Source organism: Aeromonas sp. S12(2024) (assembly GCF_041402305.1).
Taxonomy (GTDB): domain Bacteria; phylum Pseudomonadota; class Gammaproteobacteria; order Enterobacterales; family Aeromonadaceae; genus Aeromonas; species Aeromonas veronii.
Map to the genome: position 1 here is coordinate 84,114 of NZ_JBGLRB010000015.1, position 26,757 is coordinate 110,870.

A 26,757-nucleotide genomic window follows, 5' to 3' on the forward strand; every position below is an offset into this window, starting at 1 on the left:
CTTATCCCGCTCTTGTTACGTTTTGTCACATTTATACATAGTCACGGCATAGTCTGGGGCTAAAATGGCCCCAATCTGGATTTACCCTCTCACTCTTCATGGACTGTTCGATGAAAATGCGTATCTGGCTCGGCTTGGGCCTTCTTCTAATCGTGGTTGCCGGCGTCTGGGCGCTGCGTCACAGCGAACCCGCCGCCAAAGCACCGACCAGACAGGTCAATATCCGCACTCAAACCGTCAAGCAGAGTCTGGCCGAGCCGACCCTCAAGCTGGTGGGCAAGCTGGCCGCCAATCGCTCCGTTATCATCAGCCCCGAAGTGACCGGTCGCATCGTCAAGATTGCGGTGCAGTCGGGTCAGAGCGTGGCGAAGGGGGAGACCCTGATCGTGCTCGATGCGGGCAAGCAGCAGGCGGAGCTGGCCGAGCAGAGCGCCAGTCTGCGCGACGAGAACCGCAAGCTGAGTGATATGCGCAAGCTGGTGGCCCGTGGCGCCGTGACCCAATCCGAGCTGGAGGGGCAGGAGGCCACCGTGGCCCAGGTGCAGGCACGCCTCGATGCCGCCCGCTACGAGCTCTCCCTGCGTACCTTGCAGGCGCCCTTTGCCGGTACCGTGAGTCTGATTGACCTGAGCGAAGGGGCGCTGGTCAACAGCGGCGATACCCTGCTGCATCTCGATGAACTCGACAAACTGCGCCTCGATCTGGCGGTGCCGGAGCGTTACCTCTCCCTGCTGCGCCCGGGCATGGCGGTCACCGCCACCAGTACCGCCTGGCCGGATCAGCACTTCAGCGGCACCCTCACCACCCTCGACAGCCGCGTCTCCAACGATACCCAGAACATCAAGGCGCGGGTGATGATCCCCAATGGCAACGGCCAGTTGCGCCCGGGCATGCTGCTCAATGTGGAGCTGGCACTGCCCGCCCAGCAGCTCACCCTGATCCCCGCCCAGTCGGTGGAGTACGCCGGTGAGCAGCGCTTTGTTTACCGTCTTGAGGCCGATGGCCGGGTCAAGCGGGTGCCTGTGGTGCTCGGCGAGACCGAAGGGGAGACCGTCTGGGTCACCGAGGGGCTCAAGGTCGGCGATCGCATCGTGGTCGAGGGGCTGGTCAATCTGCGTGATGGGGTGCAGGTGCGCGATCTGGCCGAGGTGAACGGCTGATGTGGCTCTCCGATATCTCAGTTCGCCGCCCGCTGGTGGCGGTGGTGCTCAGCGCCCTGCTCACCGTGTTTGGTCTGGTCGCCTTCAGCAAATTGACGGTGCGGGAGATGCCGGATGTGCAGATCCCGTCGGTCTCCATCACCACCACCTATGAGGGGGCCGCCCCCTCGGTGATGGAGAGTCAGGTCACCAAGCCCATCGAGGATCAGCTCTCCGGCATCAGCGGCATCAAGAACATCAACTCCATGACCCGCAAGGGGCGCTCGATGATCACCGTCGAGTTCAAGCTCGGCTGGAACATGGTGGAGGGGATTTCCGATGTGCGCGATGCCCTCTCCCGCGCGCGGCCACGGCTGCCCGATGATGTGGACGAGCCGCTAGTGACCAAGGACAGCGGCAACGGCGATGTGGCGATCTGGCTCAACTTCAGCAGCAGCCAGATGGATCGCACCGCCATGACCGACTACGCCAACCGGGTGCTGGTCGACCCCCTGAGTCTGGTGGATGGGGTGAGCGAAGTGGCGCTCTCCGGCGATCTCACCCAGGTGATGTATGTGCGGCTGCGGCCTGCGGATATGGCGGCCCGTGGCATCACGGTGAGCGATGTGGAAGAGGCCCTCAAGCGGGAGAACATCGAACTGCCGGGTGGGGAGATCCGCAACAACTCCATGACCATGGCGGTGCAGATCGCCCGTCTCTACCACACAGCGGAAGATTTCCAGCAGCTGCAAGTCACCACAGCCGCCAACGGCCAGAGCGTCTATCTGGCCGATATCGCCGATGTGGAGGTAGGGGCCAAGAACGAAGACAGCGCCTATCAGCGCAACGGCAAAGAGAGTCTGGGTATCGGCATCGTCGCCCAGTCCACCGCCAACCCGCTGGCGGTGGCGCAGGGGATCGAGAAGAAACTCGGCGAGATGCAGCGCTTCCTGCCTGAGGGGGCCAAGCTCGAGGTGGATTACGACTCCACCATCTTTATCAAGCAGGCCATCGACGAGGTGTACGAGACCCTGGCCATCTGCGCCGTGCTGGTGGTGGCGGTGCTCTATCTGTTCCTCGGGCAGGGGCGCACCACGCTCATTCCAGCCATTACGGTGCCGGTGTCGCTCATCTCTGCCTTTATCGGCGCCTGGTATTTCGGCTTTTCCATCAACCTCATCACCCTGCTGGCGCTGATCCTCGCCATCGGCCTGGTGGTGGATGACGCCATCGTGGTGGTGGAGAACATCCACCACCATCTGCAGCGGGGTGAACCGCCGCTGCTGGCCGCCTGGCACGGCACCCGCGAGGTGGGCTTTGCGGTCATCGCCACCACCGCCGTGCTGGTGATGGTGTTTGTCCCCATCGCCTTTATGGATGGCATGGTGGGGCGGCTCTTTACCGAGTTTGCGATATTGCTCTCCTTGGCGGTTCTCTGCTCCTCGCTGGTGGCGCTGACCCTGACCCCGGCCATGGGCTCCTGGCTGATGCGCCCGCTGGATAAACCGAATCGGCTCACCGCCGGGCTCGATCGCGGACTGGGCTGGCTGGAGGGGCACTATCGCCACCTGCTGGCGTGGGTGCTGCGTCGCTCCCGCTGGACGCCGCTGGTGCTGTTGTTCTGTCTGGGCGGTATCGGTGCCCTCTTTACCCAGCTGCCGACCAGCCTTACCCCGACCGAGGATCGCGGCGTTATCTATGTCTTCGTCAAGGGGGCGGAGGGGACCAGCATCGAGCGGATGAAGCGCAACATGCAGCAGGTGGAGTCCGCCATCATGCCGATGCTGGGCAAAGGGGTGGTGCAGGCGCTGAGCTTCAGCACCCCTGCCTTTGGCCGTGGCGGCGATCAGACCGGTATGGTGATCATCCAGCTCACCGACTGGGCCGAGCGCGACGTCACCGCCACCGAGTTCTCCCGCTCGCTGGGTGCCAAGCTCTCCGGCATTCCCGATGTGATGATCCGCACCTTCCAGCCCGGTTTCCGCGGCGGCTCCACCGCGCCGGTGCAGTTCGTGCTGCAGGGTAACGACTATGCCGAGCTCTACCAGCAAGGGTTGGCGCTGCAACAGGCGGCGCAGGGCAGCGGCCTGATGCTGAGCCCGGATCTCGACTACGCCGAGAAGACCCCCGAGCTGCAGGTGACCATCAATCGCGACAGCGCCAGCCAGCTTGGCATTCCGGTCTCCACCGTGGCCAACAGCTTGCAGACCCTGCTGGGCGGGGCGAGCAAGACCACCTATGTGGACAGGGGCGAGGAGTATGACGTCTACCTGCGCGGTAATCAGACCGAGTTTAACGGCATCTCGGATCTTGGCCGCATCTACCTGAAGGCGGCCAACGGCGAGATGGTCAGTCTCTCGACCCTGGCGACCGTCAAACAGGTGGCGACCGCCAACCGCCTCAACCACTACCAGCGGCAAAAGGCGATCACCCTGACTGCCGACGTGCATCCTGACCACACCCTGGGTGAGGCCCTCGATTTCCTCGATGGCTGGGCCAACGCCAACCTGCCCACCGGCATGACGGTGGATTACGCCGGTGATTCCAAGGATTACCGCGACAATCAGGGGGAGATGGTGCTGGTCTTTGGCCTCGCCCTGCTGGTGGTCTATCTGGTGCTGGTGGCCCAGTTCGAGAGCACCCTGACCCCGGCGGTGGTGATGGTGACGGTGCCACTCGGTATATTCGGTGGCCTGCTCGGCCTCTGGCTGACGGGGCAGGAGATGAGCATCTACAGCCAGATCGGGATGATCATGCTGATCGGTATGGTGACCAAGAACGGCATCCTCATCGTCGAGTTCATCAACCAGCTGCGCCAGCGGGGGGAAGGATTCGAGGAGGCGATCATCGCAGGCTCGGTGCGCCGCTTGCGCCCCATCCTGATGACCTCGCTCACCGCCATTATCGGCGCTGTGCCGCTGATGCTCTCCATGGGGGCGGGCTACGAGAGCCGGATGGCGGTGGGGACAGTGGTCTTCTTCGGGCTGTCGCTGGCAACCCTGGTCACCCTGCTGGTGGTGCCCGCCATCTACCATCTGATCGCCCGCCACGCTGGCATGACAGGGGCGAGGGATCAACAGGTAGACGAAGCGCTGGCCGCCAAAGGAGCAGGGGAGTCGCACCCTCCGGCGCTCTGACCAGTATCCTGATCAGAACCCTGATCAGAACCCAAGCGGGGGCCGGTTATCAGCCTCTATCATCACAAGGGCGCCTGCGGGCGCCCTTGCTATTGCGGGCGGTGGCCTATTCCGCGGGATCTATAGGGACAAAAAGCCATCGCTCCCCTTGGCCGCAACCGGTATAATGCGCGACCCGAATTTTTCCAGGTGTTCAAAATGCAGCCGGTACCCAACCTTTTCTCCTATCCCCGCTATTGGGCCGAGTGCTACGGCACGGCGCCCTTCCTGCCCATGTCCCGCAAAGAGATGGACAAGCTGGGTTGGGACAGCTGCGACGTCATTCTGGTGACGGGGGATGCCTACGTGGATCACCCGAGCTTCGGCATGGCGGTCATCGGCCGCATGCTGGAGGCGCAGGGCTTTCGGGTCGGCATCATCGCCCAGCCGGACTGGTCATCGAAGGATGACTTCATGCGTCTGGGCAAACCGAACCTCTTCTTCGGGGTGACCGCGGGCAACATGGACTCCATGATCAACCGCTACACCTCCGATAAAAAGCTGCGCCACGACGACGCCTACACCCCGGGGGATGTGGGTGGCAAGCGGCCGGATCGCGCGACCCTGGTCTATACCCAGCGCTGCAAGGAGGCGTTCAAAGAGGTGCCGGTGGTCATCGGCGGCATCGAAGCTTCCTTACGCCGCATCGCCCACTACGACTACTGGTCCGAGACCATCCGCCGCTCCATCCTGCTCGATGCCAAGGCCGATATCCTGATTTACGGCAACGCCGAGCGGCCGCTGGTCGAAGTGGCCCACCGCATCGCGGCGGGGGAGAGCATCGACACCATGCAGGATATTCGCGGCACCGCCGTCATCCGCAAGGAGCCGCTGCCGGGCTGGAAAGGGGTGGATTCGAGCAAGCTCGACCAGATTGGCCGCATTGATCCCATCATGAACCCCTATATGGAAGGGGCCCCATGCTCTGACGACGCCAGCGAAGCGGCACCTGCCGCGCAGGAAGCCCAGCCCGTGCTGGTGCAGCCGCCCAAACCCAAGCCGTGGGAAAAAACCTATGTGAAGCTGCCGGCGTTCGAGCGGGTGAAAGAGGACAAGGTGCTCTACGCCCACGCCTCGCGCATTCTGCACCACGAGACCAACCCCGGCTGTGCCCGCGCCCTGTCGCAGGCTCACGGCGATCGCATCGTCTGGGTCAACCCGCCCGCCTTCCCGCTGGAAACCGAGGAGATGGACGGCGTATTCGGCCTGCCCTACCAGCGGGTGCCGCACCCGGCCTATGGCAACGAGAAGATCCCCGCCTTCGAGATGATCAAGACCTCGGTCAACATCATGCGCGGCTGCTTTGGTGGCTGCTCCTTCTGCTCCATCACCGAGCACGAAGGGCGCATCATACAGAGCCGCTCGGAAGAGTCGATCTTGAAAGAAATCGAAGATATCCGCGACAAGGTGCCGGGCTTTACCGGCGTCATCTCGGATCTGGGCGGCCCTACCGCCAACATGTACAAGCTGCGCTGCAAGAGCCCCAAGGCCGAGCAGACCTGCCGTCGTGCCTCCTGTGTCTGGCCCACCATCTGCCCGCACATGGACACCGACCACAGCCCGACCATCAACCTCTATCGCAAGGCGCGCGACCTCAAGGGGATCAAGAAGATCCTCATCGCCTCCGGCGTGCGTTACGACATCGCGGTGGAAGATCCCCGCTATATCAAGGAGCTGGCCAAGTACCACGTCGGCGGCTACCTCAAGATCGCGCCGGAACACACCGAGGAGGGGCCGCTCTCCAAGATGATGAAGCCGGGCATGGGCAGCTACTACCAGTTCAAGGAGCTGTTCGACAAATACTCCAAAGAGGCGGGCAAGCAGCAGTACCTGATCCCCTACTTCATCTCCGCCCACCCGGGCACCACCGATGAAGACATGGTCAATCTGGCGCTCTGGGTCAAAGAGAACCGCTTCAAGCTCGATCAGGTACAGAACTTCTATCCGTCGCCGCTCGCCAACGCCACCACCATGTATTACACGGAGAAAAACCCGTTAAACAAGGTGAGCCGCGCCGGTGGCGATGTGTTTGTCGCCAAGGGCGAGCGCCGTCGCCGCCTGCACAAGGCGCTGCTGCGCTACCACGACCCCGCAGGCTGGCCGATGATCCGCGAAGCCCTGCTCGCCATGGGCAAGGGCCACCTGATTGGCAATGGCCCGGGGTGTCTGGTGCCGCCGGAAGGGCGCAACGAGCGCGCCGCCACTGGCAAGGGGTTGAAACCGGCCCTGACCCGTCATAGCAACATCAATCACCAGCGCGGCAATGGCGCAGGCAACAAGCCGACGGGCGGCAAGCCAGTGGGTTCCCAGCTGCACAAAGGCGCGGCTAATGGCAAACCGGCCACACAGGGCGAAGGCAAGAGTGCGGGCCAGAATGCGGGTAAAAGCAAACCGACTGGCAAACCCGCCCATAAGGGTAAAACCCCGACCCGCGCAGGATCTGCCAAGCCAGGTGCTAAACCCGCAGCTCAAGGCGGCAAGCCTGCGGCCAAAGGAAATGGTGCCAAGCGACCGGCTCGGTAATATTTATTTCCTGATTGGAAAGCGATAGAAAATAAAAAGGCGACCGGATGGTCGCCTTTTTAAAATATGTAAATAATTTTTGATGTTATTTATATAATGAATTTTTAATATTAACTTACCGTAGTTGATAGTCTTTAAAGAATTCATTTGACTTGGCTATGCATTGATACATAACTTTTTTCCAATGGTTTGGAAATTGACTAGAATTTATCAATGGTTGAAGATTGGCCTCAATAAAAGCATTTTTCATGTATATTGGATCTATTTGGGGGTTTATTTTCAGTATCATTTTTTTAAATGATTTTTTCTGATCAATTAATTCACTAAGATGTTTACCCGCTTCCAATTGATATCTATTAGTAAGTCCCAAATTTTTAAAATGATTGATTGCTCTATACTTGTCCTCCTGCCGCCAATATATAGGGCATTCTACATAGTAATTTAGCGCACCTTCATTCTCATCAATATAATTAGCAAAAACCCATTGTTCTTTAAAGAAAATATCTTTGTCTAAATATGGATGAATCGTTTGTTCTTCTTCCTTTTGAGCATATTTTTGTCCTTTTTCCCCCATGTTACAATCGCGGCATGAAGGGACTAAATTGAGAGGCATAACTGAAAATTCAGGAAAATGAGCCTTTGGTAGGAAGTGATCTAGATTTCTAGTATATCCAATATCACCACAAAATGGACATCTTTCACCAGATGAGACAAGTAGCTCATCATAGTATATTCTAGCAGGCTTATTTTTATTTCTTAAGTTGTTTTCATAAAGATTAATTAATTTTGACTTTGTCAAATTCCCAACAACGAGAGTAGTATCAGTTAGCGGCTCTATTTTAGGATATTTAAAAAGTACTCCATTCCCCCCCAGTTCTCGGTAGATATTTTCTAGAGCTATAAGAATAGGGAGCTGGTTTTTAAAATCTGACTGTACATTGACTTGCTCCATGCCTTCGGCACACTTAAGCAGCATATCTTGAAACGAAATTTCATGAGGGACTATTTTTTTCATTTATTTTTATTAGCCTCCCTATTCAATACCATTGCTTTTAAAACAGTTCTTCCTTCCAAGCCAATCTGGTTATTATACTTAGTTAGGATATCCTCGTATGACATTCCTGTGTCGACAGATTTTGCTAATAAAAAATGGTATCCAGAATTAATTATTTCTAGGGAGAAAACTTCACGTGTTAAAACCCCTAAGTTCTCGCCAAACGTTTCAATATCTGGGCGTTCAACACTTATAGCTTCTCTAGAGCGTATAACCTTCCAAACATTAGACTTGGGTACTTCTTGCAAGACAACTGGTGAGTGTGTAGCTATTATCGCGACTCCATTTGTTGTATATAAAAGGTCGCTTAAGGTTCTTAAAAATGCTGATAGTAGTGGGGGGTGTAGGTGCCCTTCTGGTTCATCAAGTAACACCAGAGATTTTTCACCGACAGTGTCAATGAGTCTAGTTATAGTAAATAATACAATTGCATGACCAGAACTCATTCTGGACAAATAGCGATATATATTCTTATAAAACAAATCCCTAAAGTTATTACTATCGACTTGGAGATTGACATGCATTTGTTTAAGTTCTAAATACTTATCACATAGAACACTCAACCCCATATTGGAAAAATTTTGGTCGCTACTTAGTTTGTTAATAGAGTTGATCCAAAGGTCTTTTTTCTTTTCAGCGCTCAAGCAGCCTATCAATGCCGTAACAAACTCTAAACGAAGATCATCAAGTGTGTTTAACTGTTGATTGTTTTCTTTATTTTTTAAACCTATATAAAAATATCTGGTTCCTTTAGCTGGGTCTGGTTGTTCTTTTGGTGGTGTAAAAGGGTCAAAAGCACTAAAGGAGACAGAAACAAGAGATCTAAAATATCCATTTGGTATTTTGGGTTCAGTAATTAGACCTTTTTTTTTCAGTAAAGTAAAGAGAGTTATTAGTGGGGTCAGTTATAGCCTCAATCATGCCATTTAATATGGTTGTTTTACCACAGCCATTACGGCCAATTAATGCGTGAATATTTGTGCTCGGAATAGCGTCAACTTTAACTGTGAAAGTTATTCGCAAATCACATAGCCCATTAACGCCACTACGAATAAAGTTAAAGTGAAAGTCCGATAATGCTACTAATCCTTTCAAAACTCTGGCAAATTGACCGTGAATATCTGAAAGGGACACACCACGTAATAAAGATATGTTTAATACTCGCTCATTTTCAAGTTCAGGTAATCTTCCTGGTAGAAATACAATATCCTGTAAAGAGCTCAAAATATTATCTTTAATAGTCGCATCTAATCGACCTAAATTCTCATAAAAATCCAGATCAACTCCAAGCGAAAAATATTCATCTGTGAGGCTAGAAAAATTACTTTCTAGTGTGGAGTGTGTGCTAATTTGTTCTGTCTGACCTTTGAATGCAATTTTAATATTCCCAATGTCATGCTCGGCCCCTGTTTGATCAAACACAGTTAGATAAAACATAGTGACAAAGGAAAAATCATTCCAATAATCAATCCGAAGATAGGCGGTATTAAAAACAGGTGTTGGTTTGTGCTGACCACGATCAATAACAATGAAATTTAAACTCATAATTCACCATAGAATACGGAGAAATCTGGGACACCCACCTTTGTGAGCAATGAGCAATGCTACCGCCCATGGATTACAGCTTCCAATATGCTCCCTTGACCCGTGCTGGCTGTAACCCATCGCAGCTCAACAGGTTCTGGATGGCTATGGTAAGCCAAACGAAACTGCCGAGGCGAGCCTTTAAGTGACATAACCATCAGAAATTAATCATTTTTTGCGCTTGATCAGCAAATGGAACCGGACGGCGGCTTTATCGCCATATCCCGCTTTGGCAAGCAGGGAAGGGGAGTGAATTGGGGCGACCTGCTGGTCGCCCCTTGTGATTGCCATATCCGGCGTGCGAAGGGTTAGCCGTTATAGCCGTAGCAGCGCTTGAGCTCCCCGAAGTCGTAGTAGTGGCTGCCGCTACGGTAGGGCTGGCAGCCCGTTTTAAAGGCGATCTCCTTTTCGTTGTAGAGCATCTTGACCAGCACCTGTCGCTGCCCGTTCTGGTAGATATCCCACTGAATATTGGCGGTATAGGGGGAGACCCAGCCGCCGCGCCACTCGTTGTTCTGCTGGCTGAACAGCTGATCCGGGCTGGCCCCCTGACGGCTCCCTTCCAGCTTCATCAGGGCGGCGAGGGGGATAATGGCTTCGGCATGGGCAAAGCGCAGGGTAGCCCGTCGGCTCTGCTCGCCCTCCACCACCTGACGCTGCACCTCGCCAAACAGGCCGTCGAGCAGCGGCTGGGCAATGGCGTAGGGGGCATTCTGGTTGGCAAAGCTCGGCCCCTTCTCGTAGAAATCTTCCGCATCGGAGAGGTAGGAGAACCAGGCAGACTCTTCCGGGGTGAGGAACTGCTCCAGCGCCCAGGGTTCGCTGCCCTGTGCCTGCGCTTCGCGGATCATGCCGGGGCCGATGATAAAGAGGTTGTAGAGCATCAGGGCGGCATCCACTTCGTCGCGCACATAGGTCATGCCGCCATCCTCCGGGTTGACGGCGACAAACTCGACGCCGCCCGCCAGATAGTCGACAAAGCCCTTGCTGTAGATACGCTCCAGCATGCTGCGGGCCATCTCTTTGGTTTTGCTCAGGTTTTTAAGCTGATCCAGCGCCCTTGCCAGTTCGGGGGCCGGAGCGATTCCGGCATCTTCGTCGCCGATAAAGCGCTGGTAGCTCTCATAGGCGGGCAGGTAGCGGGCGTAATCCCCCTCGGGCGTGGTCTTGTGGAAGTAGAGCTCGAACTTGTTGACCAGCTTTTTGTCGATCTTCGAGGGGTCATCCTGCGTGAGGTAGCACTGCGCCGAGTCGCTGACATAGTTCACGTCGCGCCTGAGGCTCTCCATAAAGTAGAAGGCGCTTTCGTTGGCCCTGTCCTTGCCCGAGGTGACCACCTTGATGCAGTGGGGCTCGCTGCTGTTGAGCAGGGTCGGCAGCCGCGCCGCCAGTCGGGTGGCGAGATTGGCGTGCTCCTCCTTGCCCAGCGCCGAGAGCAGGCCATAGCCCAGTTTCTGGTTGGCGGCCGTCACCAGATCGACCTTGCCTCCCAGCCCCTGCCCGAGGGGGGTGAGCGCCCCCTGACGCTGCGCCTCTTCCCATACCAGCTTGGTCAGCACGTCATATTTCGGGCTGGAGAGGGAGCGCGAGCCGTGGCGCGCCACCATCTCGGTAAAGACCGGGCTGAACCCCTGAGGCGCTGGCTCGTAGCTCTCCGCCTGCTGCTGCGGGCTGTAGACCGCTTTGGTGCTGTATTGGTAGGCGGTTTTGTCCTGGCTGTCGGCAGACGATTCGTTCTCTGACTGGCAGCCGCCAAGCAAGACCAGCGAGACGGCCAAAGCCACATAAGAAGAGCGCGGGAAAGTCATGATGTTCCTTATCTATCCATATGAAAAATAAGTGAAAAACTCTATGACTTGAAAATGACCGCGGGATGTCAGCCAGATGACAGGCTGATGACTTCTGATAAAGCAGTAAGCAAGGGGAGGGGAGAGAGGATGGTTATAGGGAGGGCAATAGAGGCTCAACCAACCACTGCGCCGGTCACGGCAGAGTGGTCAGTGAGCACTGTTGGGATGGGGGCTTATTGTCTTACCTCCTGCCCCGCCATCTTGATCCAAAGGGGGGGGGCAATTAAAGGTTGCCAATTAAGGGTTGCTCAATACCACGCCAATAAGGCATCGAACATGCGGGTATGGGTCACTTGCAGGTTTGCCGCCTTGGTAGAAATGGCTGCGCTATAGAGCTGGACGCCGGGTTCGTTATGACTCTGCACCAGATAGTTTTTATGGCGACAGGTCCCGTAGAGGGAGAGGCTTTTTCTCGCGCAGTGGCCGAGAAACAGTACCCCACCAAGGCCGATCATCAGGTCGCAGATATCCAGCAGATTGATATCGATCTGATTGACGGCGTGCAGGGCAAATTGTGCCTCGGCCTGCTGCGCGAATTCATAGAGCGACACGGCAAACATGGCGCCGCAGAGCAGCAGTTTGAGGCGGGCGAGGCTGGTGAGTTTGGTCTGCATCACGTCCGGCGAGACAAAATAGAGATTCTCCAGATGCCGTCTCTGCTCTTTGATAAGGATCCCGCGCACATTGATATCAACCTCGACCTGGGTTGATTCGCGATAGACCAATCCCTGCTTTTCCCACTCGTCCGCCAGCATGGCAACCAGCACCGGATAGACGACAATGGCCAGGCCGCAATAGATCGGCAGCGCATGATATCCGCTGGATATCAGCCCAACTGACAATATTGCGAATATATAGGGCGACAAGGCTTTGAGTGCAATTGATGATTTCATCGTTATACATCCATAAATAACGCGTTTTATAAGTGCCGATAGCGCACAGGCAATAGTGGCCGCGCCAATAAGCTGCGGCCAAACAGGGCGTTGGTCAGCGGTAATTCATTCCGGCGAATAGCCTGAAATAGTCCCTTTGCTCGGCAACAGGAACAAGAGCGCCATAGTAAGCCAAACGAGGCCACTCTGACAGTGACTCGGATGACATAAATCTGTGTACCGCCGTCGAAATGAAATCATATTCTGTCGCTACTCCGGTTCCTCTATGCAAAAAGCCCCGAGAGCAGAGCTTTCGGGGAAGAGGAAAAACATCGACAAGGAATTACAAAGGCATTGGGTTCAGGCCTGAACAGGATCAGGCATCGACATAGAGCACCTGGCCGCTAATAAAGCCATCGACGGAGCGCTCAAACGCCTTGCCGACCAGGGCGCCGGGTACCGGCTGGAAGCCCGGCATCATCTCGCCATATACGTCCCAGGCCTCTTCCAGTACGGTCGGGTTGACCACATTGATGCGGATGCCGCGGGGCAGCTCGTGGGCCACGCACTGGACAAAGGTATCGATGGCGCCGCTGGTGGTGGCATCGGCAATGGCCAGCGGGATCGGCTTGATATTGAGGATGCCGGAGATCAGGGTGATGGAGCCCCCCTGATTGATGTAGTTGAGGCCGATATTGACCAGATTGATCTGCCCCATCAGCTTGCTCTGGATGGTGGTTTGCCACTGCTCGTCGCTCATCTCGCCAAAGGGGGCGTATTCGCAATAGCCGGCGGTATTGACCACCGCATCGAAGGATCCCACGTTTTGGTAGAGCCGCTCGATGGACTCTCTGCTGGTGATATCCACCTGAAAATCACATCCCTCGCCGGAGCGGCTGGCGGTAATGACCTTGTGCTTGCCCAGACCACTGAGGGCGGCTTGCCCCATTTTCCCCTGAGCACCAATCAGAATGACAGTTTTCATCGTTAACCTCGCTTTGCTGGAAGAGCTGCAAGGTTAGAGAGCCACTGATACAATGTAAATCATGGGTGATTTGTATGTGATACAACTTAAATTGGTGAGGTGAGGGTGGAGAAGATCGATATCAGGCAGATGCGGGTGCTGGTGCTGCTGGTCAGATACAAGAGTGTGTCGCGGGTGGCCGAGCTGCTGGAGATCTCCCAGCAGGGAGTGAGCAGCCATCTGAAAAAGCTGCGCGATCTCTTTCCTGCCGAGCTGTTTATCCGCCAGAGCGCCGGATTGCAGCCGACCGACTACGCCTGCGAGCTGGCCGACAAGTTCGAGCAGATCCTGGCCGATATCGACGGGGTCTTTGTGGCCGCCCCCTTCGATCCCGCCAGCAGCCAGCGCACCTTCAGGGTGATGGCGAACGAATATGCCCAGCTCGCCATTATCCCAAGGCTGGCGAGCGCCCTGCGCAGTCAGGCGCCCTCCATCCGGCTCGATGTGGTGGACTTTCAGGCCGAGCTGCATCTGGACGCGCTGGCCAGTGGCGAGGTCGATCTGGTGATTGGCTTTGATGCTTATCTCGACCCGGGGTTGCTGCGCGCCACCCTGCGTCCGGATCACTACTGCTGCGTGCTGCGCCGCGACTCCCGATATCTTCCGGACAACGCCCCGCAAGATCTGGCGGCCATCCCCTTTGTGCAGTTTGCCAATAGCGTCGGCAATTTCGAAGGGCAGATGAGCCCGCAGCAGGTTGCCAGCGCGGCGGTGGCGACGCTCCCCTGTTACACCTCGCTGCAAGCCTTTATGTCGGTCAATGACGTGGCGGCCTGCATCCCGTCGGCCATCGCCGCCCTCGGGGATTTTCGCACCGTGGAGCTGGCCGGGGCGCCGCAGCCGTTCGAGGTGGTGGTCGGCAGACACCGCAAAAGTCAGGGCAATCTCGCCATCGAGTGGCTGGCCGAGGTGATCAAGTCGGTCAGCGATCTTGCCATGCCCGGATAACGCCGCCGTTTGCCGAGAGCTGCACACGCCAGCCAGCGTGCAAACGGCAGGCTGGATCTGCGGGACAAATCCTGCGATGGTGCGGGCAGTTATCCGCTTGTCCCGTTATCGAGTGAAAAGGAGTTGAGATGCGCATTGCCATGATTGGTCTGGGGGATATCGCCCAAAAAGCCTATCTGCCGCTGCTGGCGAGCGATGAGCGGGTTACCCCGCTGCTCTGTACCCGCAATCCATCGGTGCTGGAGAAGCTCGCCCGCCAGTATCGGGTCGCCGAGTGCTTTACCGATGTGGCGGCCATGCTGGCCAGCCGCCCCGACGCCGTGATGATCCACGCCGCCACCGCCGTTCACCGCGAGCTGGCCGAGCAGTGCCTGCGTGCAGGTATCCCCACCTTTGTCGACAAGCCCCTTTGCGACAATCTGGCCGAGGCAGAGGCGCTGGCCAACCTCGCCATCGCGCAAGATTGCGCCCTCTTTACCGGCTTTAACCGCCGCTATCTGCCCGCCATGGCCGAGGCGCGCGCCCAGCCGCTCACCGAGCTGAATTGGCAGAAACACCGCTTCGCCCTGCCGGGCAAGGCGCGGGATTTTATGTTCGACGACTTTATCCATGTGCTCGACAGCCTCTGCTTCTATGGCGGCGTGCCGGACGGCGACTTTCATGCGGTATTGCGACCGGATACGAAGGACCACCGCCTGTTGGCCGGGGTTAGCGTCAGCTGGCAGAGCGGCGATCGCGCCATCAGCGGCAGCATGAACCGCAGTGCCGGGATCACCGAGGAGCGCATCGATGCCTACGGCGACAATCTTTCCCTGCACCTTGAGAACTGCACTCGCGGCAGCATCGCCCGCGACAAACAGGCGCAGATGCTTAGCCCCAACGACTGGCAGCCGGTGCTGGCCCAGCGCGGCTTTGCTGCCATGCTGGCGCACTGGTATCAGCAGATTGAATTGGGCAAGGCGGATAGCGAGCTGATCGCCTCCTACCTGCACGGCCACCGGCTGGCGGAGCAGTTGGTGGCGCTGGCTGACAAGCGGGAGTAAGGCTGGCTGGAAGTCTCAGAGATATGAATACGAGGTGCGCGAAGATAGTGCACCAAAAACAACGGGGGGCCGCAGTTGCGGCCCCCGTTGTTATGGGATCAGATGCACTTCACCGGCTTGGGCAGGCCGCCAATCTTGGTCGCCTGCTTGGCGGGCCCTTCCGGGAACAGCTTGTAGAGGTAGCGGCTGTTGCCCTTCTCGGGGCCGTACTGCTTCTCCATCGCCTTGACCAGCGCACGGATGGCAGGGGAGGTGTTGAACTCCAGATAGAAGGCGCGCACAAAGCGCACCACTTCCCAGTGCGGCTCCTCAAGCGTGATCCCCTCCTGCGCAGCCAGCACCAGCGCCAGCTCCTCGCTCCAGTCGTTGCTGTTGAGCAGGTAGCCCTTGGCATCGGTCTCGATGAGTTGGCCGTTGAATTCCAGCTGATGTTTTTCGGACGCAGACATGGGGGCTCCTCGCTAATGGGGCTATCAGGATTGGGCGGGCATGGTAGCGCCTTGATCCCCGGTGAGCAACCGACTCTCGTTGGCCAGATGCAGCAGCTGATCCGCCAGCTCGCTGATCAGGTTGAGCTGCTGGGTCAGCATCAGCTGCTCCTCGCTGCTGTCCGTGCAAAGAATGGGGCATTGACCACCGATGGAGCTGGAGGGGTTGCCCGCCAGATGACCGGCGGCCTGCTCCAGGGTGTGGCAGATGTGGTGGCGCACCTCATCCAGCCCGCTGATGGCCTCCAGCTTGTCGCGATGGGCTCCCAGCGCCGAGATGTAGGAGAGCAGGGCGTGGTTGCGCCAGGTGAGGGTAAAGCAGAGATCGAGGAAGCGGCGGCGCTTTTGCGGCTCCACCAGCATGCTCTGCCAGGCGGTGGCCAGCTCGCTGTCCGCCAGATGGGCGCTCTTGCGCGCCACCCGATAGTCGATGGACTCGTCCCGCTGCTGCTTGAGGCTTGCCAGCACCGCCGAGAGGTAGCGGGCGTTGGCCGAGAGCGAGTTGGCGATAAGGGTCGGCAGCCGCTTGTACTGCCAGTCCGGCCAGAGCCAGGCTACCAGCCCGTAAGAGATGAGGCAGCCGAGCAGGGTATCGAGCAGCCGCGGCCCGAGGATCGCAAAGCCGATGCCATCGAGCAGGTTGAACGCCATCAGCACGTAGAGGGTGATAAAGCAGACCGCGGCGCTGTAGTTGTTGCGCACCTGGGTAAAGAAGAGGAAGGCGGCCAGCCCCATCACCACCAGCTGAATGTGCAGCTCGGGGAACAGCCAGAGCACCGGAATGCCCACCAGAATACCGGCGAAGGTGCCGAGCATCCGCTGCACCAGTCGGCGGCGGGTGGCGCTGTAGCTGGGCTGGCAGACAAACAGCACGGTCAGCAAAATCCAGTAGCCCTTTTCCAGATCAAAGGCTTGCAGTATGCCGTAGCCGATCACCAGCCCCAAGGATAGGCGCAGCGCATGGCGAAACACCATTGAGTGCAAGGTGAGGTGCTGCTTGAGCTGGGTCAGCAGCGGCAGGCGGGGCGGCTTGGCCAGCGCGGGCAGCTCCTGCTCCGGCTGCTCGGGGTTTTGCAGCACTTCGGCGCTGCCGAGCAGCTGGTTGATGCTGGCCAGATTGCGGCGCAGGAACTTCATCGGCGTCAGCAGGGTTTTCGGGTAGTGCTGCTTGAGATTGGTGAACTCCAGCTGATCGCCAAGGGCCTCCAGCGTCCAGTGAATGCGCTTGTTATGGGCGTAGGGCTTGTGCACCAGAATGGCGTAACCGAGCCGCTGGCACGCCTCGGAGAGTTGCAGGAATACCTCCTGAAACCCTTCCAGTACGATGCCCTGCTTGAGCTCCGCTTCCAGCCGGCTGTAGGGATAGTGGCTGGAGGTGGCGCGCTCGTGAATTTCCAGCGCCAGCAGATAGAGGCGCAGCAGGCTGGCCAGCTCGGGGCTTGCCGGATGGCGCCGGCTCAGGCGGGCGTTGAGGGCCGATTTGGTGAGGGTCAACGCGCTCACCAGATTGATGTTGAGCTGGGCCAGATTGTGGCGAATGGCCTGGGCGCCGTGCTCGTCCGCCGGGAAGAAGCGGGATTTTTCCAGCAGGTAGCGACCAAGGGCGAAGTAGCTCTGGGCCAGCTGCTCGTGCAGGGTCTTGTAGGGCAGCAGCCAGAGCCAGATAAACGAGACCAGCCCGTACCAGAGGGCGCCAGCGCCGAGGGCCAGCGGCTGGTAGAAGAGATCCGGCGCCTTGGCGGCACCCAGCATGGTGTAGATGGCGATCAGCAGCGAGCCGAAGCTGATGGTGGCATAGCGGGCACCGAGCGCCCCCACCATCACAAAGATAAAGGTGGAGCTGGCGAGCCCGATGGCAAACAGCCAGGGAGTGGGGTAGAGATACTGCACACAGAGGGACGCGAACATGAAGCAGATGAGCGTCATGGCGAGGTTTTTGAGCCGTCCCCACAGGCTGTCGTCGGTTTCGGCGATGGCGCCCGCCACGACCCCTAGGGAGAGCAGCACGGTGAGCTGGATATTGCCGGTGGCCAGGGTGAAGGCGAGCAGACCGAGAATGGCCAGCAGCACCTTGAGTGCGAAGTAGATGTGACTATCGGTCAGCAGTCGGCGTAACAAACCGGAGAATTCCATGGGCATGCTAGGCACCACCCTTGAGCGAAGCAAAATCGATGTGACTATCAATCAGCAGTCGGCGCAGCAGGCCAGAGAGATCCATCGGCATGAGACAGGTGAAACCCTTGATCGAAACGAGAGCGAGATAGTAACCCGCCAAGCGCGAAGTGGCCCTGATCCAAATCAGGGCCACTTCGCTTCATATCCTTGATTTACAACTTATCCTGACAAAAATCGACGCCAATAAAAACCCCGCCGAAGCGGGGTTTCTGATTAGTTGCGGTTGCCGCCAAGCAGGCTCAGCAAGCTCAGGAAGATGTTGTAGATGGAGACATACAGGGTGACGGTGGCGGAGATGTAGTTGGTCTCGCCGCCGCGCACGATCTGCTGGGTAGTCAGCAGGATGGCACCGGAGGAGAAGAGCATGAACATGGCGGACAGAGCCAGGCTCAGGGCGCTCATCTGCAGGAAGATGTTGGCAATCATGGCCACCAGCAGTACCCAGAAACCGACGAACAGCATGCCGCCGATGAAAGAGAGGTCACGCTTGGTGGTCAGGGCATAGGCCGACAGACCGAAGAAGGTGAGCGCGGTGCCGCCAAGGGCGGTCATCACGATCTCGCCACCACCATTGTTCATGTACATGTTGATGATGGGGCCCAAGCTATAGCCCAGCAGACCGGTCAGGGCGAAGGTGAAGACCAGCCCCATGCCGTTGTTGCGATTCTTCTCGGTCAGGAACATCAGACCGTAGACGCCGATCAGGAACACGGCCCAGTGCAGCGGCGGCATGTTCATCACGGTAGCGACCCCCGCCACCACGGCAGAGAAGCCCAGAGTGAGGGAGAGCAGCATATAGGTATTACGCAGCACCTTGTTGGTATCGCGTACGGCACTTTGGGTGCCAGTGTAGATAGAACGGGTATCCATCTTGGGTGTCCTCTTGATGTCCGGGTGAGACGGCGAGCAGCCGCCTCGTGATCGCTGTTTGTTACTGCATGTTTACGCATTGTATGTAGAACAAATAGGGATGACGAGGAACAATTTCAAGCCACCTGCCATTTTGCTCCCGCACACTATCCCACAGGAAATATGTATTGCATATGAACAAGGGCTTAGCGTAGTATGCACGCCGTTCGGAGGGGTGGCAGAGCGGCTGAATGCACCGGTCTTGAAAACCGGCGATGGGCGACCATCCGTGGGTTCAAATCCCACCTCCTCCGCCATCTATATAGTCCAACCGATTGATTCGGTTGGGATTTTTTGTGTCTGTGATTTTTGGTATGCCAGTGAGTATGCCATTAGATGTTGGCTGCCTTTCTCCTCTATCGCATTCCTTTGGACAAGTATCGGCCCCACTTTCCGGTGGCTGCCCCTTGTGCTACTACCCGTAAAACGTAGCGCGTTACGAATGCCAGCGTTGCGTCGTATGCTTCATTGCATTGCCTATTCATATTTCGGATAGACAATGTGGCCAATAATCGAGCAGATCAAGCGAGAGTCACTGACATAAAACGTTTCTAGGTGGTCTGCGTTCTGTTCTCCAATAAAAAACACCCATGCTTTATCTTTCCTACCACCCCTTCTAGCCTGTTTGGCCTCTTCCTTTGCTGCATCTAACTCGTTAAGTAACATGGTTTTTTTGGCTTGTGACCAAGATTTCCACTCGACATGGAGCTGATAGTTTTTCGAGGGTTTCCGGTCTTCCCATTCTCCTGCTAGGGGGATAATTAACCGCTCCTCGCTCTGGGTGATCGGTAGCCACAACAACTCGGAATAAAAGATCTTCTTATCGGGGTACTTCTGAATTGGGCTACCTAACCTCTTGAACGCCGTCAGGTAATTGTCGGCTTCAATCCCAGGGATCTCCAAAGAGATGTTACGGTCGTGGGGGAAGTTGATGAACGCACGACAGATAGGGCGAATGCTTTGAGCTTTGCGTCTGGAAGTGCGTTGGGAGCCATTACCATGACCAGCAGCTACGGTTGGTGAATGTACCGAGGTTGAACCGTTTATTCCGTTTCCTTGATTAGTCGCTGTCCCTGGCCGTTTATCTATTAGCACTAGCCCTGAAGGTGACAACCCTGGCGATGAGTCCAATTGTTGACGCACGCTTTGTGTCTGTCCTTGGCTGATCACTTCCCGTTCAGCATCTGCATCACAATGGATGAGATGTTCCTTTCCCGGCATTTTGTTGAATGAGGGCCTCTTTTTGTTCTCTTTTTTCCAGGATGAGGGGTACATATCGATGCCGCATCCCCAGCACTCGTAACCATCCTTATCGACATGCTCCAACATCCAGAGGGTCTCAGCCTCTATGATCTCACCGGTGCGTTTATCACGAGCAGATTCCATCGTTCTTATCCTTAGGCTTACCACGAAATTAATTGCTCCCATTACGACATGGGACGGATGAGATTGTCCACCAATACGACTCGATAGGAGCTTTCTATGGGAGCAGGAATGCCAAGTTAGAGAATGAACTCATGCCGATCTGCTGTGCCTTGGGTATGGTAAATCGCCAGGTAGACATAACCATGGCTTCCCAAGGTGTCAGCTTCACAGGTGAAACCGTCGTGTTGGACAGTGATACGTTGCTGGCATCGGGCATCCAGCTCACCGGTCAGCAGCTTGGCTTCCAGTTCCTTGATGATGGTTGGGAAAGCGGCTTCCAGCTGGTCTATTGCCACCTCTGCCCATTCGCCAACCAGTGAGGCCCGATCTGACAGAAAGTGCAGTCGGTGGTGCTCCTGGATAAGACGAGCACCAAAGCGCGGGGTGACGGTATGGGGTAAACCCCACTGCGCAAAAATCCGCGTGGGCTGGTCTGGGGCTGCGGGTTGTTGGTCATTGGTGTTGGTAGCTGTCGCGGTCATGATTAGCGATACCTCAGTTGAATGTCGATGATGGTGCCGGGCACGTTGTGGCGCTGGCGCAATCTGGTCAGATACTCCGAGAGTTCAGTCAGGCTGGCCAGTCGCCCCCGGTAGAGCCGGGAGAGATTGATGTAGTCAGGGTGACTCACGGTGATGGTTACCTGATGCCCTGGCTGCCAGCGGCCAAAAAGGTGGGCTTTGGCCTCTTTGATGGTGGTGATGCCGGGAGCGGGTAACGTCTGCCGGTTGCGCAGGTGCAGCTTGTTGAGCTCGGGGGCATAGCGATGCACCTCGAGTCCGGTGATAAGACGGGTCATGTTCGGTGACTCCAATGATGCAAAGGGCCAGCCTGTGAGGGCTGGCCCTTTATGCAGTGTGTAAATGAGCTGGGCTTGGGTGGTCGTGTCTGTTTGCCGGGCCGCAGTGACAGGCGCAGTGGCTAGTTGTGATCTCTCTGTAGGTTGTTCACTCGGGGCATTCCCGCAAAATTGGAGGCGCCAACCAAACCAATCATCCGAGGTGCCCGAGTGAACAACCATAAAAATGCCCGATTAACCCTTTTCGGTCGACAGCTTCTTATCCGGCGTATCCTTGAACAAGGCCTGCGCGTCGAAGAAGCGGCTCACGCCGCCGGGGTAAGTACCCGCACCGCTTACAAGTGGCTCACGCGATATCGCCAGGAGGGGCCTGATGGGCTGCACAATCGCTCTTCTCGACCCGCATCCTGTCCCCACGCCATCGATGACCAGCGGCAACAGGTGATTATCGCACTGCGCAAGCAACGACAGACCTATCGGCACATCAGCCAAGCGTTGGGCATCGGACACAGTTCCGTCGCCCGAATCCTGCAACGAATGGGACTGAATCGACTGGCGAACCTGGCACCAGCCCCTCCAGTACAACGCTATGAACATGAGAAACCGGGTGACTTGCTGCATTTGGACATCAAAAAGTTGGGGCGTTTCCGTCGCCCCGGCCATCGTGTCACCGGTGACCGCAGCCAAGACTCTCCGGGGGCGGGATGGGAGTATGCGCATGTGGCGGTGGATGACCACTCCCGTGTGGCATTCAGCGCCCTGCATCCTGATGAAACGGGGCGCAGTGCCTGCCTGGCGTTGTTACAGGCACTTCGCTACTACGCCGGGCTCGGTATTCGTTTCAGTCGGCTACTTACTGACAATGGCGCCTGCTATCGGTCGAAACGCTTCCAGAAGCTGTGTCGTCGGTTGGGGCTCAAGCACCTACGCACCAAGCCTTACACACCACAAACCAATGGCAAAGCAGAGCGCTTCATTCAGACAGCCCTGCGTGAATGGGCGTACGCCCGGAGCTATGAGTCGTCAGAGCAACGGGCAGAACACTTGACCCCGTGGCTGCATGAGTACAACTGGCATCGTCCTCATGCCAGTCTGAACTACCGGCCCCCCTATCAGTCGTCTTCCGTCTGTGAACAACCTGGTGGGTTTACACAGCTAGTCGTTGTAAAACAGGATGTAGTTCACACCGGCCTGCTGGGCGGCAGTGAGCAAGGGTTGCAGTGCTGGCGGGATGGCATCGAGCTCCATAGCCAGGTTCAGGGTGAACTCATAGGCGGAATCATCCTTCACACCGACATGTTCATGGGAGGCCATTTGCTTGACCCATTGCCATTCTGGCACCAGGTCTGCGTCATCGTAGTCGCCGATGATGGAACTCATGGCGACATCCAGCATCTGCATCACCGAATGGCCTGCCAGTGGGTTCGTTGTTGCAGGTAGAAGGTTAGTCATTGAGCGGTTCCTTGTTGTCTGGGTAGTGCGTTACAGCTGATTGATAACCGGCTTGCAATTGAGACGGCCCAGCAGATGCAGCGAACCGTACTGGGCTACCAGTCGGTCTATGGCCATTTGGGCACAGGCCGCTCTGCTGGGCTTATTCTCAGGGATTGCGTAACGCGCAGTGAGCCAGCCACCGAGCAACGCGATGCGATAGCCGCTCGGGATATGTGTGAGCGAGGTGCCGATGCCCCTCCCGTGAATAAGGAAAGGCACAGCCTGGCCGCCGATGTCGATATCGATGCGTTGCCCCTTGAGCTCAAAGGTAGTGAGCTCGCCGGTTTGCGGATGTTTGCCGGGCACCTTGATGGTGATGTGTTTGGCCATTTCACACCTCCAGTTTGGCTTCAAAATGGTGGGTCACAACGCCCGCTTCCGGGCCGATGCTGATAAAGGCCGGGGCCTGCGGGTGGTACTGATACAGCCGCGCCAATTCAGCGCGAAACGCCTCAACGCTTGGCGCAATCACATGGTTGGTATCCCCTTCGGCGTAGGTAAAGGTCTCGAGCTTCTCGGTCTGAATCCAGATGCCAAAGTACCAGGCGTCTTCCTCGGTATCGTATTGCTGCCAACCTTGAGCCAGTAGCGTGCGGTCGTAGTAGTAACGGTCAGCCTGGTGGCTGCCCCGGTCGATGCGGCAACCGGTCACGGTGAGCTCCAGCGGGATACGCCCTGCCTTCAGAGCCTTCTTGACCCGGCGCAATGTGTGCCGTGCCTTGGCCTTCTCTTTGCGCGGGTCGTAGGGGTTCAGCTTGCTGCTCACGTAGTTGAGGATCCCCTCGGCATTGGCGGCGGTATTGTGCGTCAGCGTGTGCAGCAGGGCGGTGACTTCACGGCGGGCCAGTGTGCCCACGTGATAGAACTTGTTCATGATATTTATCCTTGAAACAAACACCCCGCTAGTTAGCGGGGTGGTAGATGTCGAGGTAGAGGTAGCCGTAGCTGCGCCTCGGACTGGCTTCACACACCCAGCCCTTGTGTTCAAGGCGAAACACCTCGTCCATGTCGGTGCATATCTGGTATGCCTTGGCCATCTTGGTTAACTCACGCAGGAAGTGCGGCAGCACTGTGTCGCACTCGGCCCGCCACGCCTCGTCTGGCTCGCCGTACATACCGGCACGGTCGCCCAGGAAATCAACATAACCACGTTGCAAAATGGCTCGAGCCCCCAGCTTGGGCAGGTTCGGGGTGCCCAGTCCCCATGTCATGTGCTCGAGGATGCTCATGTGTGGCTGCTCCAGTTTGGGTTGTCGTTGGTGCCGTGGTTGACGTAGGCACCCACAATGGTGCGTCGCCACTCCCCAACGGGATAGCCAAGGTCGTTGCACTCACGCTCCCACCACGCAAAGTTAATCTCGCGGGGCAGGTTGTCCACCATGTCCAGTGGACTCACGAACAGCGTGGTCTTGTGCATCGTTGGCACGGGCTTGATCTTGTCGGGGCCAGTACGCTTGCCGGTCTCGTCATAGTCGTGTGCCCACTTCGGGAAGGTGAGCTGATAGGCAATGAGCCGATGCAAATCGCCATGTGCGCTCATTGCCTGAGCGACTGCGACCTGAGTGAAGCTATCGTTGAATTCGATCATGGGTGTTTCTCTCTTTCTGCAGGTGAACGGTAAGCCGCTGCCAGCAGCGCAAACTGTTCAACCAGGTAACTGATGCTGATGCCCAGTTCATCGCTCACTGCATCCCCGAGACGCTGATGCAGGTGTGCCATGTCATCGGCGATACGCTGGGCTATATGGGCTGTACCGTCCGGTGGTAAACTTGTCACTGTCAGGGGGATGGAGAGAGCTATCACATCTCTCCCCAGGGGGCTTGCTCCCACAGTGACAGCCGGGTCAGCACGTCTTGCGCCAGCGCCTGTTGCAACTGCTGCATTACCTTCACTAGCCGGGGGGCTAGCTCGGGGCTCCCGCTCCATTCGCTCGATTGGTACAGGGCGCAGCAGGTGAATTTGTACAGCGCCACCAGTTCGGCATCGGTGAGTGGTGCCTGGTGGTAACGGTGAGCAGGTTTAAGCGGTCCCAGTTTGGTTGAACCACGCTGGCGTGGTTCCTTCTGGTCCTGCTGACGCCCAAGCTGATAGCGATGCCAGACCGCCCGCCGATTGGCGAGCATCATCAGCCTAACCAGCCGGTCTACCCGCCACGTCCAGGTACTGGTGACATCCATTGGTGAGTTCCACCAGAGGGAGCGCAGCAGCTCAAGGGTGTAGTGCGGTGGCATGGGGGCATTGCAAAAACGGTGTAACTGTACGGCAAAGGCAAGGTAATCCTTGCGATCGATCATGAAGGCAGACATGGGGTGACTCCTTGAAATGAACAAGGCCACCTTCGGTGAGGTGGCCCTGTGGGTTGTGTCGGGATATCCGGATCATGGTGTTGGCTCTAATGATCCGGGTGAGCGAGCGGCCTGTATGTTATTGCTGCGCCTGTTCTGCGCCGGGGAGAGCTGCATAGAACAAGATGGCGTAGAGCGCACAATCAATGCAGTTGACGGCATCGTGATGCGGGTAATAGGGCGGTGCATCTCGGGAGCGTTCGAAGTAGCCGCCAAAGCAACTGAGGCACTCGCGTATCTCAACGGTAGAACCGTACAGCAAGGTCTCTTCAAACTGCTTGGCATAACTCCGGTCATCACGAGCCTTGGTGATGGCCTTCTCCAGCAACGTCAGCGCATCTTCGTTGCAGGCGGTAGCCAGACGATGGCGCAGCTTCTCGAGGGTTTCCTCTAAGGTATAGGGATTGGGTAATCGCATGGCGTTTGTCCCTTCTTAGCGCGACTAATGGCGTAGCTGATGCAGCAGCGCATCGATAGCCTCGATACAGTCAGCTTGGGTGAGCAGGTAGCCTTTAGGCAGGTGAGCCACGATGGCGGGCTCTGCCTGCATCTCGATGTTGTCTGCAAGCCAGCAGCGCAACTCGAGGAGGATATCGAGGGGGGTGAGGTGGTATTTACCTGGGGGCTGGTTCATAGCTGACCTCTTTCGGCCATCGAAACTACGCCTTCGACACCAACCACCAGATGGTCGAGTAGTCGCACATCGACCAGGGCCAAAGCCTCTTTGAGGGCCTGGGTGAATACCCGGTCAGAGTGGCTAGGTTCCGGGTCACCGCTGGGGTGATTGTGCACCGCGATGATGGCCCCACTGTTGAGTAGCAAGGCCCGCTTGACCACTTCCCGAGGGTAGATGCTGGCACTGTCGAGGGTGCCGCGAAACAGCTCCTCAAAAGCCAGTACGCGATGTTGGGAGTCGAGGAACAGTGCCCCAAACACTTCGTGCTCCCGCTCTTGCAGCAGGGTTTGCAGCCGCTCGGCAGCCTCGGTGGTGCTGGTAATGGCGGAACCTTTGGCCAGGCGCTTCCTGGCAATCTGATTGGCAATACGCAGCAGGTCTTGCTCGGTCACGGGGTTGGTGACGACATACGAGCCGGGGCATTCCCCGGCTTTGAGCTTGTGATAACGCATGGTGGTCTCCTGAAAAAGAAAGACCCCGGCAGCGCTAGGCATACCGGGGCTAAATGCAGAGGTGTTGTTGGTTCACTTTGAGGGTAGTTCAGTTGCCCGTGGCAGCGGGGTCACATTTCACCGGTATCAGCAATCCGGGGACCAGCACGGTGAGCGGGATAGCCAGCGCAATGCTTAGCCGTTCCGCCAGTTGGTAGGCGGGACCAATGGTGTCGTAGTCAGCTATCCAGGTCGCTAGAGCAAGACCGCTGGCCTCTACCGCTCGTAGGTAGACGCTGTAGCCCTGTACGGGTAGGCCACTGTCACGCACCACCAGCGTCTCGCCATCTAGATTAATCGCTTCAAGCTCAACGGCAATCGGTTGTTTGGGCATCTTGTGCCTCCTCTTGGGGTAAGGGGTCACTCTCCACACGATAACCGTGATGAGTGCAGGTACGCTGCAGGTCGCTCAGAAAGCTTCCCAGCACGCGGGGCTGCTCAGAGTGCGGGACGGGCCCTGCTTGGCAGCGCCAGAAACACTGGCGCTTGGGGTCCACACAGATTTCATCCACGGGCTGGCTCATGGTGCGCCAGTCCTCGGCATTGGTGAGGGAGAGCAGTTGCCACTGCCCCCCAGACCAGCGCAGGTGCAGGGTAACGGTGCGGGTATGTGGGCTATTAGGGGTCAGGTGCAGCAACCAGCGCTCACCCTGGCAGATGGGCTGCAGTTTGGCCTTGGTCGCAACCAGTCCCAGCCACTGGCGTGAATAGTGAGTTAGCGGCAGTTCGTTAGTCATCACAC

General features: G+C 57.1%; 28 protein-coding genes, 1 tRNA gene and 1 pseudogene. 7 read left to right on the forward strand and 23 right to left on the reverse strand.

The window, feature by feature from the left end; all coding sequences use genetic code 11:
- The first annotated feature begins 110 nt into the window (after positions 1 to 110).
- The 3 genes from ACB035_RS14895 to ACB035_RS14905 all read left to right on the forward strand — a co-directional run bounded on the left by ACB035_RS14895 (position 111) and on the right by ACB035_RS14905 (position 6,838).
- Positions 111 to 1,160 carry an efflux RND transporter periplasmic adaptor subunit gene (locus ACB035_RS14895; protein ID WP_075115732.1) on the forward strand — a complete coding sequence of 350 codons (1,050 nt, stop codon included), beginning with the start codon at positions 111 to 113 and terminating at the stop codon, positions 1,158 to 1,160.
- The gene (locus ACB035_RS14900) at positions 1,160 to 4,276 is read left to right on the forward strand and encodes an efflux RND transporter permease subunit (protein ID WP_371167567.1); all 3,117 of its coding nucleotides are present in this window, start codon (positions 1,160 to 1,162) and stop codon (positions 4,274 to 4,276) included. Before ACB035_RS14895 ends, ACB035_RS14900 begins: the two co-directional genes overlap by 1 nt.
- A gap of 198 nt (positions 4,277 to 4,474) precedes the next feature.
- A complete protein-coding gene (locus ACB035_RS14905) occupies positions 4,475 to 6,838 on the forward strand; it encodes a YgiQ family radical SAM protein (protein WP_371167568.1) in 2,364 nt (787 codons plus the stop codon).
- A 115-nt stretch (positions 6,839 to 6,953) separates the two neighbouring features.
- Here the strand turns inward: ACB035_RS14905 and ACB035_RS14910 are convergent, their stop codons facing one another.
- The 6 genes from ACB035_RS14910 to ACB035_RS14935 form a co-directional block, all read right to left on the reverse strand.
- Complete coding sequence (locus tag ACB035_RS14910) at positions 6,954 to 7,853, reverse strand: HNH endonuclease (RefSeq protein WP_368173845.1); 900 nt, start codon at positions 7,851 to 7,853, stop codon at positions 6,954 to 6,956.
- Positions 7,850 to 8,536 (reverse strand): AAA family ATPase, encoded by a 687-nt coding sequence (locus tag ACB035_RS14915; protein WP_371167569.1) that lies wholly within the window; start codon positions 8,534 to 8,536, stop codon positions 7,850 to 7,852. The genes ACB035_RS14910 and ACB035_RS14915 overlap by 4 nt, the downstream gene beginning before the upstream one ends.
- Positions 8,537 to 8,741: 205 nt before the next feature.
- On the reverse strand, positions 8,742 to 9,437 hold the full coding sequence (locus ACB035_RS14920; RefSeq protein WP_371167570.1) for a hypothetical protein: 696 nt from the start codon (positions 9,435 to 9,437) through the stop codon (positions 8,742 to 8,744).
- A 347-nt stretch (positions 9,438 to 9,784) separates the two neighbouring features.
- Positions 9,785 to 11,284 carry a histidine-type phosphatase gene (locus ACB035_RS14925; RefSeq protein WP_368173843.1) on the reverse strand — a complete coding sequence of 500 codons (1,500 nt, stop codon included), beginning with the start codon at positions 11,282 to 11,284 and terminating at the stop codon, positions 9,785 to 9,787.
- Positions 11,285 to 11,574: 290 nt separating this feature from the next.
- Positions 11,575 to 12,219, reverse strand: a complete 645-nt coding sequence (locus tag ACB035_RS14930) for a hypothetical protein (RefSeq protein ID WP_371167571.1) — start codon at positions 12,217 to 12,219, stop codon at positions 11,575 to 11,577.
- 355 nt (positions 12,220 to 12,574) lie between these two features.
- A complete protein-coding gene (locus ACB035_RS14935) occupies positions 12,575 to 13,183 on the reverse strand; it encodes a short chain dehydrogenase (RefSeq protein ID WP_371167572.1) in 609 nt (202 codons plus the stop codon).
- A gap of 105 nt (positions 13,184 to 13,288) precedes the next feature.
- On the opposite strand from ACB035_RS14935, the gene ACB035_RS14940 reads away from it, so the two are divergent.
- Positions 13,289 to 14,170, forward strand: coding sequence for a LysR family transcriptional regulator (locus tag ACB035_RS14940; RefSeq protein ID WP_371167573.1), 882 nt, complete (start codon positions 13,289 to 13,291; stop codon positions 14,168 to 14,170).
- A 128-nt stretch (positions 14,171 to 14,298) separates the two neighbouring features.
- Entirely contained in the window at positions 14,299 to 15,213 is a 915-nt protein-coding gene (locus ACB035_RS14945; protein ID WP_371167574.1) for a Gfo/Idh/MocA family protein, read from the forward strand.
- Positions 15,214 to 15,311: 98 nt separating this feature from the next.
- On the opposite strand, the gene ACB035_RS14950 is transcribed toward ACB035_RS14945, so the two are convergent.
- The 3 genes from ACB035_RS14950 to ACB035_RS14960 all read right to left on the reverse strand — a co-directional run bounded on the left by ACB035_RS14950 (position 15,312) and on the right by ACB035_RS14960 (position 18,746).
- Entirely contained in the window at positions 15,312 to 15,662 is a 351-nt protein-coding gene (locus ACB035_RS14950) for a TusE/DsrC/DsvC family sulfur relay protein (protein WP_019446869.1), read from the reverse strand.
- Positions 15,663 to 15,686: 24 nt separating this feature from the next.
- Positions 15,687 to 17,840 (reverse strand): YccS family putative transporter, encoded by a 2,154-nt coding sequence (yccS, locus tag ACB035_RS14955; protein ID WP_371167575.1) that lies wholly within the window; start codon positions 17,838 to 17,840, stop codon positions 15,687 to 15,689.
- A gap of 249 nt (positions 17,841 to 18,089) precedes the next feature.
- Complete coding sequence (locus ACB035_RS14960) at positions 18,090 to 18,746, reverse strand: Bax inhibitor-1/YccA family protein (protein WP_005338308.1); 657 nt, start codon at positions 18,744 to 18,746, stop codon at positions 18,090 to 18,092.
- 208 nt (positions 18,747 to 18,954) lie between these two features.
- Between ACB035_RS14960 and ACB035_RS14965 the strand changes: the two genes are divergently transcribed.
- A tRNA-Ser gene (locus ACB035_RS14965) sits at positions 18,955 to 19,042 on the forward strand.
- A gap of 220 nt (positions 19,043 to 19,262) precedes the next feature.
- Here the strand turns inward: ACB035_RS14965 and ACB035_RS14970 are convergent.
- The 3 genes from ACB035_RS14970 to ACB035_RS14980 all read right to left on the reverse strand — a co-directional run bounded on the left by ACB035_RS14970 (position 19,263) and on the right by ACB035_RS14980 (position 21,009).
- Entirely contained in the window at positions 19,263 to 20,171 is a 909-nt protein-coding gene (locus ACB035_RS14970) for a hypothetical protein (RefSeq protein WP_371167576.1), read from the reverse strand.
- 116 nt (positions 20,172 to 20,287) lie between these two features.
- A complete protein-coding gene (locus ACB035_RS14975) occupies positions 20,288 to 20,692 on the reverse strand; it encodes a type IV toxin-antitoxin system YeeU family antitoxin (RefSeq protein ID WP_371167577.1) in 405 nt (134 codons plus the stop codon).
- Between the two features lie 2 nt (positions 20,693 to 20,694).
- Positions 20,695 to 21,009: a hypothetical protein gene (locus tag ACB035_RS14980; RefSeq protein ID WP_371167578.1), complete on the reverse strand. Its 315-nt coding sequence runs from the start codon at positions 21,007 to 21,009 to the stop codon at positions 20,695 to 20,697.
- A gap of 210 nt (positions 21,010 to 21,219) precedes the next feature.
- Here ACB035_RS14980 and ACB035_RS14985 point away from each other — a divergent pair.
- Positions 21,220 to 22,168, forward strand: a pseudogene (locus tag ACB035_RS14985) (IS481 family transposase).
- On the opposite strand, the gene ACB035_RS14990 reads toward ACB035_RS14985, so the two are convergent.
- The 11 genes from ACB035_RS14990 to ACB035_RS15040 all read right to left on the reverse strand — a co-directional run bounded on the left by ACB035_RS14990 (position 22,165) and on the right by ACB035_RS15040 (position 26,752).
- Positions 22,165 to 22,461: a hypothetical protein gene (locus ACB035_RS14990; protein ID WP_371167579.1), complete on the reverse strand. Its 297-nt coding sequence runs from the start codon at positions 22,459 to 22,461 to the stop codon at positions 22,165 to 22,167. The pseudogene ACB035_RS14985 and the gene ACB035_RS14990 overlap by 4 nt on opposite strands.
- Positions 22,462 to 22,491: 30 nt before the next feature.
- Positions 22,492 to 22,833 carry a hypothetical protein gene (locus ACB035_RS14995; protein WP_371167580.1) on the reverse strand — a complete coding sequence of 114 codons (342 nt, stop codon included), beginning with the start codon at positions 22,831 to 22,833 and terminating at the stop codon, positions 22,492 to 22,494.
- Between the two features lies 1 nt (position 22,834).
- Positions 22,835 to 23,377, reverse strand: a complete 543-nt coding sequence (locus ACB035_RS15000) for a hypothetical protein (protein ID WP_371167581.1) — start codon at positions 23,375 to 23,377, stop codon at positions 22,835 to 22,837.
- 28 nt (positions 23,378 to 23,405) lie between these two features.
- Positions 23,406 to 23,732 carry a type IV toxin-antitoxin system YeeU family antitoxin gene (locus ACB035_RS15005; RefSeq protein ID WP_371167582.1) on the reverse strand — a complete coding sequence of 109 codons (327 nt, stop codon included), beginning with the start codon at positions 23,730 to 23,732 and terminating at the stop codon, positions 23,406 to 23,408.
- Positions 23,729 to 24,091: a hypothetical protein gene (locus tag ACB035_RS15010; protein WP_371167583.1), complete on the reverse strand. Its 363-nt coding sequence runs from the start codon at positions 24,089 to 24,091 to the stop codon at positions 23,729 to 23,731. The genes ACB035_RS15005 and ACB035_RS15010 overlap by 4 nt, the downstream gene beginning before the upstream one ends.
- A 211-nt stretch (positions 24,092 to 24,302) precedes the next feature.
- Entirely contained in the window at positions 24,303 to 24,809 is a 507-nt protein-coding gene (locus ACB035_RS15015) for a hypothetical protein (protein ID WP_371167584.1), read from the reverse strand.
- A 118-nt stretch (positions 24,810 to 24,927) separates the two neighbouring features.
- On the reverse strand, positions 24,928 to 25,266 hold the full coding sequence (locus ACB035_RS15020) for a hypothetical protein (protein ID WP_371167585.1): 339 nt from the start codon (positions 25,264 to 25,266) through the stop codon (positions 24,928 to 24,930).
- 24 nt (positions 25,267 to 25,290) lie between these two features.
- The gene (locus tag ACB035_RS15025) at positions 25,291 to 25,482 is read right to left on the reverse strand and encodes a hypothetical protein (protein ID WP_371167586.1); all 192 of its coding nucleotides are present in this window, start codon (positions 25,480 to 25,482) and stop codon (positions 25,291 to 25,293) included.
- Positions 25,479 to 25,976: a DNA repair protein RadC gene (radC, locus tag ACB035_RS15030; RefSeq protein ID WP_265061627.1), complete on the reverse strand. Its 498-nt coding sequence runs from the start codon at positions 25,974 to 25,976 to the stop codon at positions 25,479 to 25,481. Before radC ends, ACB035_RS15025 begins: the two co-directional genes overlap by 4 nt.
- Before the next feature lie 88 nt (positions 25,977 to 26,064).
- Positions 26,065 to 26,349, reverse strand: coding sequence for a hypothetical protein (locus ACB035_RS15035; protein WP_371167587.1), 285 nt, complete (start codon positions 26,347 to 26,349; stop codon positions 26,065 to 26,067).
- Entirely contained in the window at positions 26,324 to 26,752 is a 429-nt protein-coding gene (locus ACB035_RS15040) for a hypothetical protein (protein WP_371167588.1), read from the reverse strand. The genes ACB035_RS15035 and ACB035_RS15040 overlap by 26 nt, the downstream gene beginning before the upstream one ends.
- Positions 26,753 to 26,757: the final 5 nt, after the last annotated feature.

Bases quoted from the DNA above. Each gene is read 5' to 3' on its own strand.
- ACB035_RS14895 (WP_075115732.1), top strand. From the start codon at position 111: ATGAAAATGCGTATCTGGCTCGGCTTGGGCCTTCTTCTAATCGTGGTT.
- ACB035_RS14900 (WP_371167567.1), top strand. From the start codon at position 1,160: ATGTGGCTCTCCGATATCTCAGTTCGCCGCCCGCTGGTGGCGGTGGTG.
- ACB035_RS14905 (WP_371167568.1), top strand. From the start codon at position 4,475: ATGCAGCCGGTACCCAACCTTTTCTCCTATCCCCGCTATTGGGCCGAG.
- ACB035_RS14910 (WP_368173845.1), bottom strand. From the start codon at position 7,853: ATGAAAAAAATAGTCCCTCATGAAATTTCGTTTCAAGATATGCTGCTT.
- ACB035_RS14920 (WP_371167570.1), bottom strand. From the start codon at position 9,437: ATGAGTTTAAATTTCATTGTTATTGATCGTGGTCAGCACAAACCAACA.
- ACB035_RS14925 (WP_368173843.1), bottom strand. From the start codon at position 11,284: ATGACTTTCCCGCGCTCTTCTTATGTGGCTTTGGCCGTCTCGCTGGTC.
- ACB035_RS14930 (WP_371167571.1), bottom strand. From the start codon at position 12,219: ATGAAATCATCAATTGCACTCAAAGCCTTGTCGCCCTATATATTCGCA.
- ACB035_RS14935 (WP_371167572.1), bottom strand. From the start codon at position 13,183: ATGAAAACTGTCATTCTGATTGGTGCTCAGGGGAAAATGGGGCAAGCC.
- ACB035_RS14945 (WP_371167574.1), top strand. From the start codon at position 14,299: ATGCGCATTGCCATGATTGGTCTGGGGGATATCGCCCAAAAAGCCTAT.
- ACB035_RS14950 (WP_019446869.1), bottom strand. From the start codon at position 15,662: ATGTCTGCGTCCGAAAAACATCAGCTGGAATTCAACGGCCAACTCATC.
- yccS (WP_371167575.1), bottom strand. From the start codon at position 17,840: ATGCCCATGGAATTCTCCGGTTTGTTACGCCGACTGCTGACCGATAGT.
- ACB035_RS14960 (WP_005338308.1), bottom strand. From the start codon at position 18,746: ATGGATACCCGTTCTATCTACACTGGCACCCAAAGTGCCGTACGCGAT.
- ACB035_RS14970 (WP_371167576.1), bottom strand. From the start codon at position 20,171: ATGGAATCTGCTCGTGATAAACGCACCGGTGAGATCATAGAGGCTGAG.
- ACB035_RS14975 (WP_371167577.1), bottom strand. From the start codon at position 20,692: ATGACCGCGACAGCTACCAACACCAATGACCAACAACCCGCAGCCCCA.
- ACB035_RS14980 (WP_371167578.1), bottom strand. From the start codon at position 21,009: ATGACCCGTCTTATCACCGGACTCGAGGTGCATCGCTATGCCCCCGAG.
- ACB035_RS14990 (WP_371167579.1), bottom strand. From the start codon at position 22,461: ATGACTAACCTTCTACCTGCAACAACGAACCCACTGGCAGGCCATTCG.
- ACB035_RS14995 (WP_371167580.1), bottom strand. From the start codon at position 22,833: ATGGCCAAACACATCACCATCAAGGTGCCCGGCAAACATCCGCAAACC.
- ACB035_RS15000 (WP_371167581.1), bottom strand. From the start codon at position 23,377: ATGAACAAGTTCTATCACGTGGGCACACTGGCCCGCCGTGAAGTCACC.
- ACB035_RS15005 (WP_371167582.1), bottom strand. From the start codon at position 23,732: ATGAGCATCCTCGAGCACATGACATGGGGACTGGGCACCCCGAACCTG.
- ACB035_RS15010 (WP_371167583.1), bottom strand. From the start codon at position 24,091: ATGATCGAATTCAACGATAGCTTCACTCAGGTCGCAGTCGCTCAGGCA.
- ACB035_RS15015 (WP_371167584.1), bottom strand. From the start codon at position 24,809: ATGTCTGCCTTCATGATCGATCGCAAGGATTACCTTGCCTTTGCCGTA.
- ACB035_RS15020 (WP_371167585.1), bottom strand. From the start codon at position 25,266: ATGCGATTACCCAATCCCTATACCTTAGAGGAAACCCTCGAGAAGCTG.
- ACB035_RS15025 (WP_371167586.1), bottom strand. From the start codon at position 25,482: ATGAACCAGCCCCCAGGTAAATACCACCTCACCCCCCTCGATATCCTC.
- radC (WP_265061627.1), bottom strand. From the start codon at position 25,976: ATGCGTTATCACAAGCTCAAAGCCGGGGAATGCCCCGGCTCGTATGTC.
- ACB035_RS15035 (WP_371167587.1), bottom strand. From the start codon at position 26,349: ATGCCCAAACAACCGATTGCCGTTGAGCTTGAAGCGATTAATCTAGAT.
- ACB035_RS15040 (WP_371167588.1), bottom strand. From the start codon at position 26,752: ATGACTAACGAACTGCCGCTAACTCACTATTCACGCCAGTGGCTGGGA.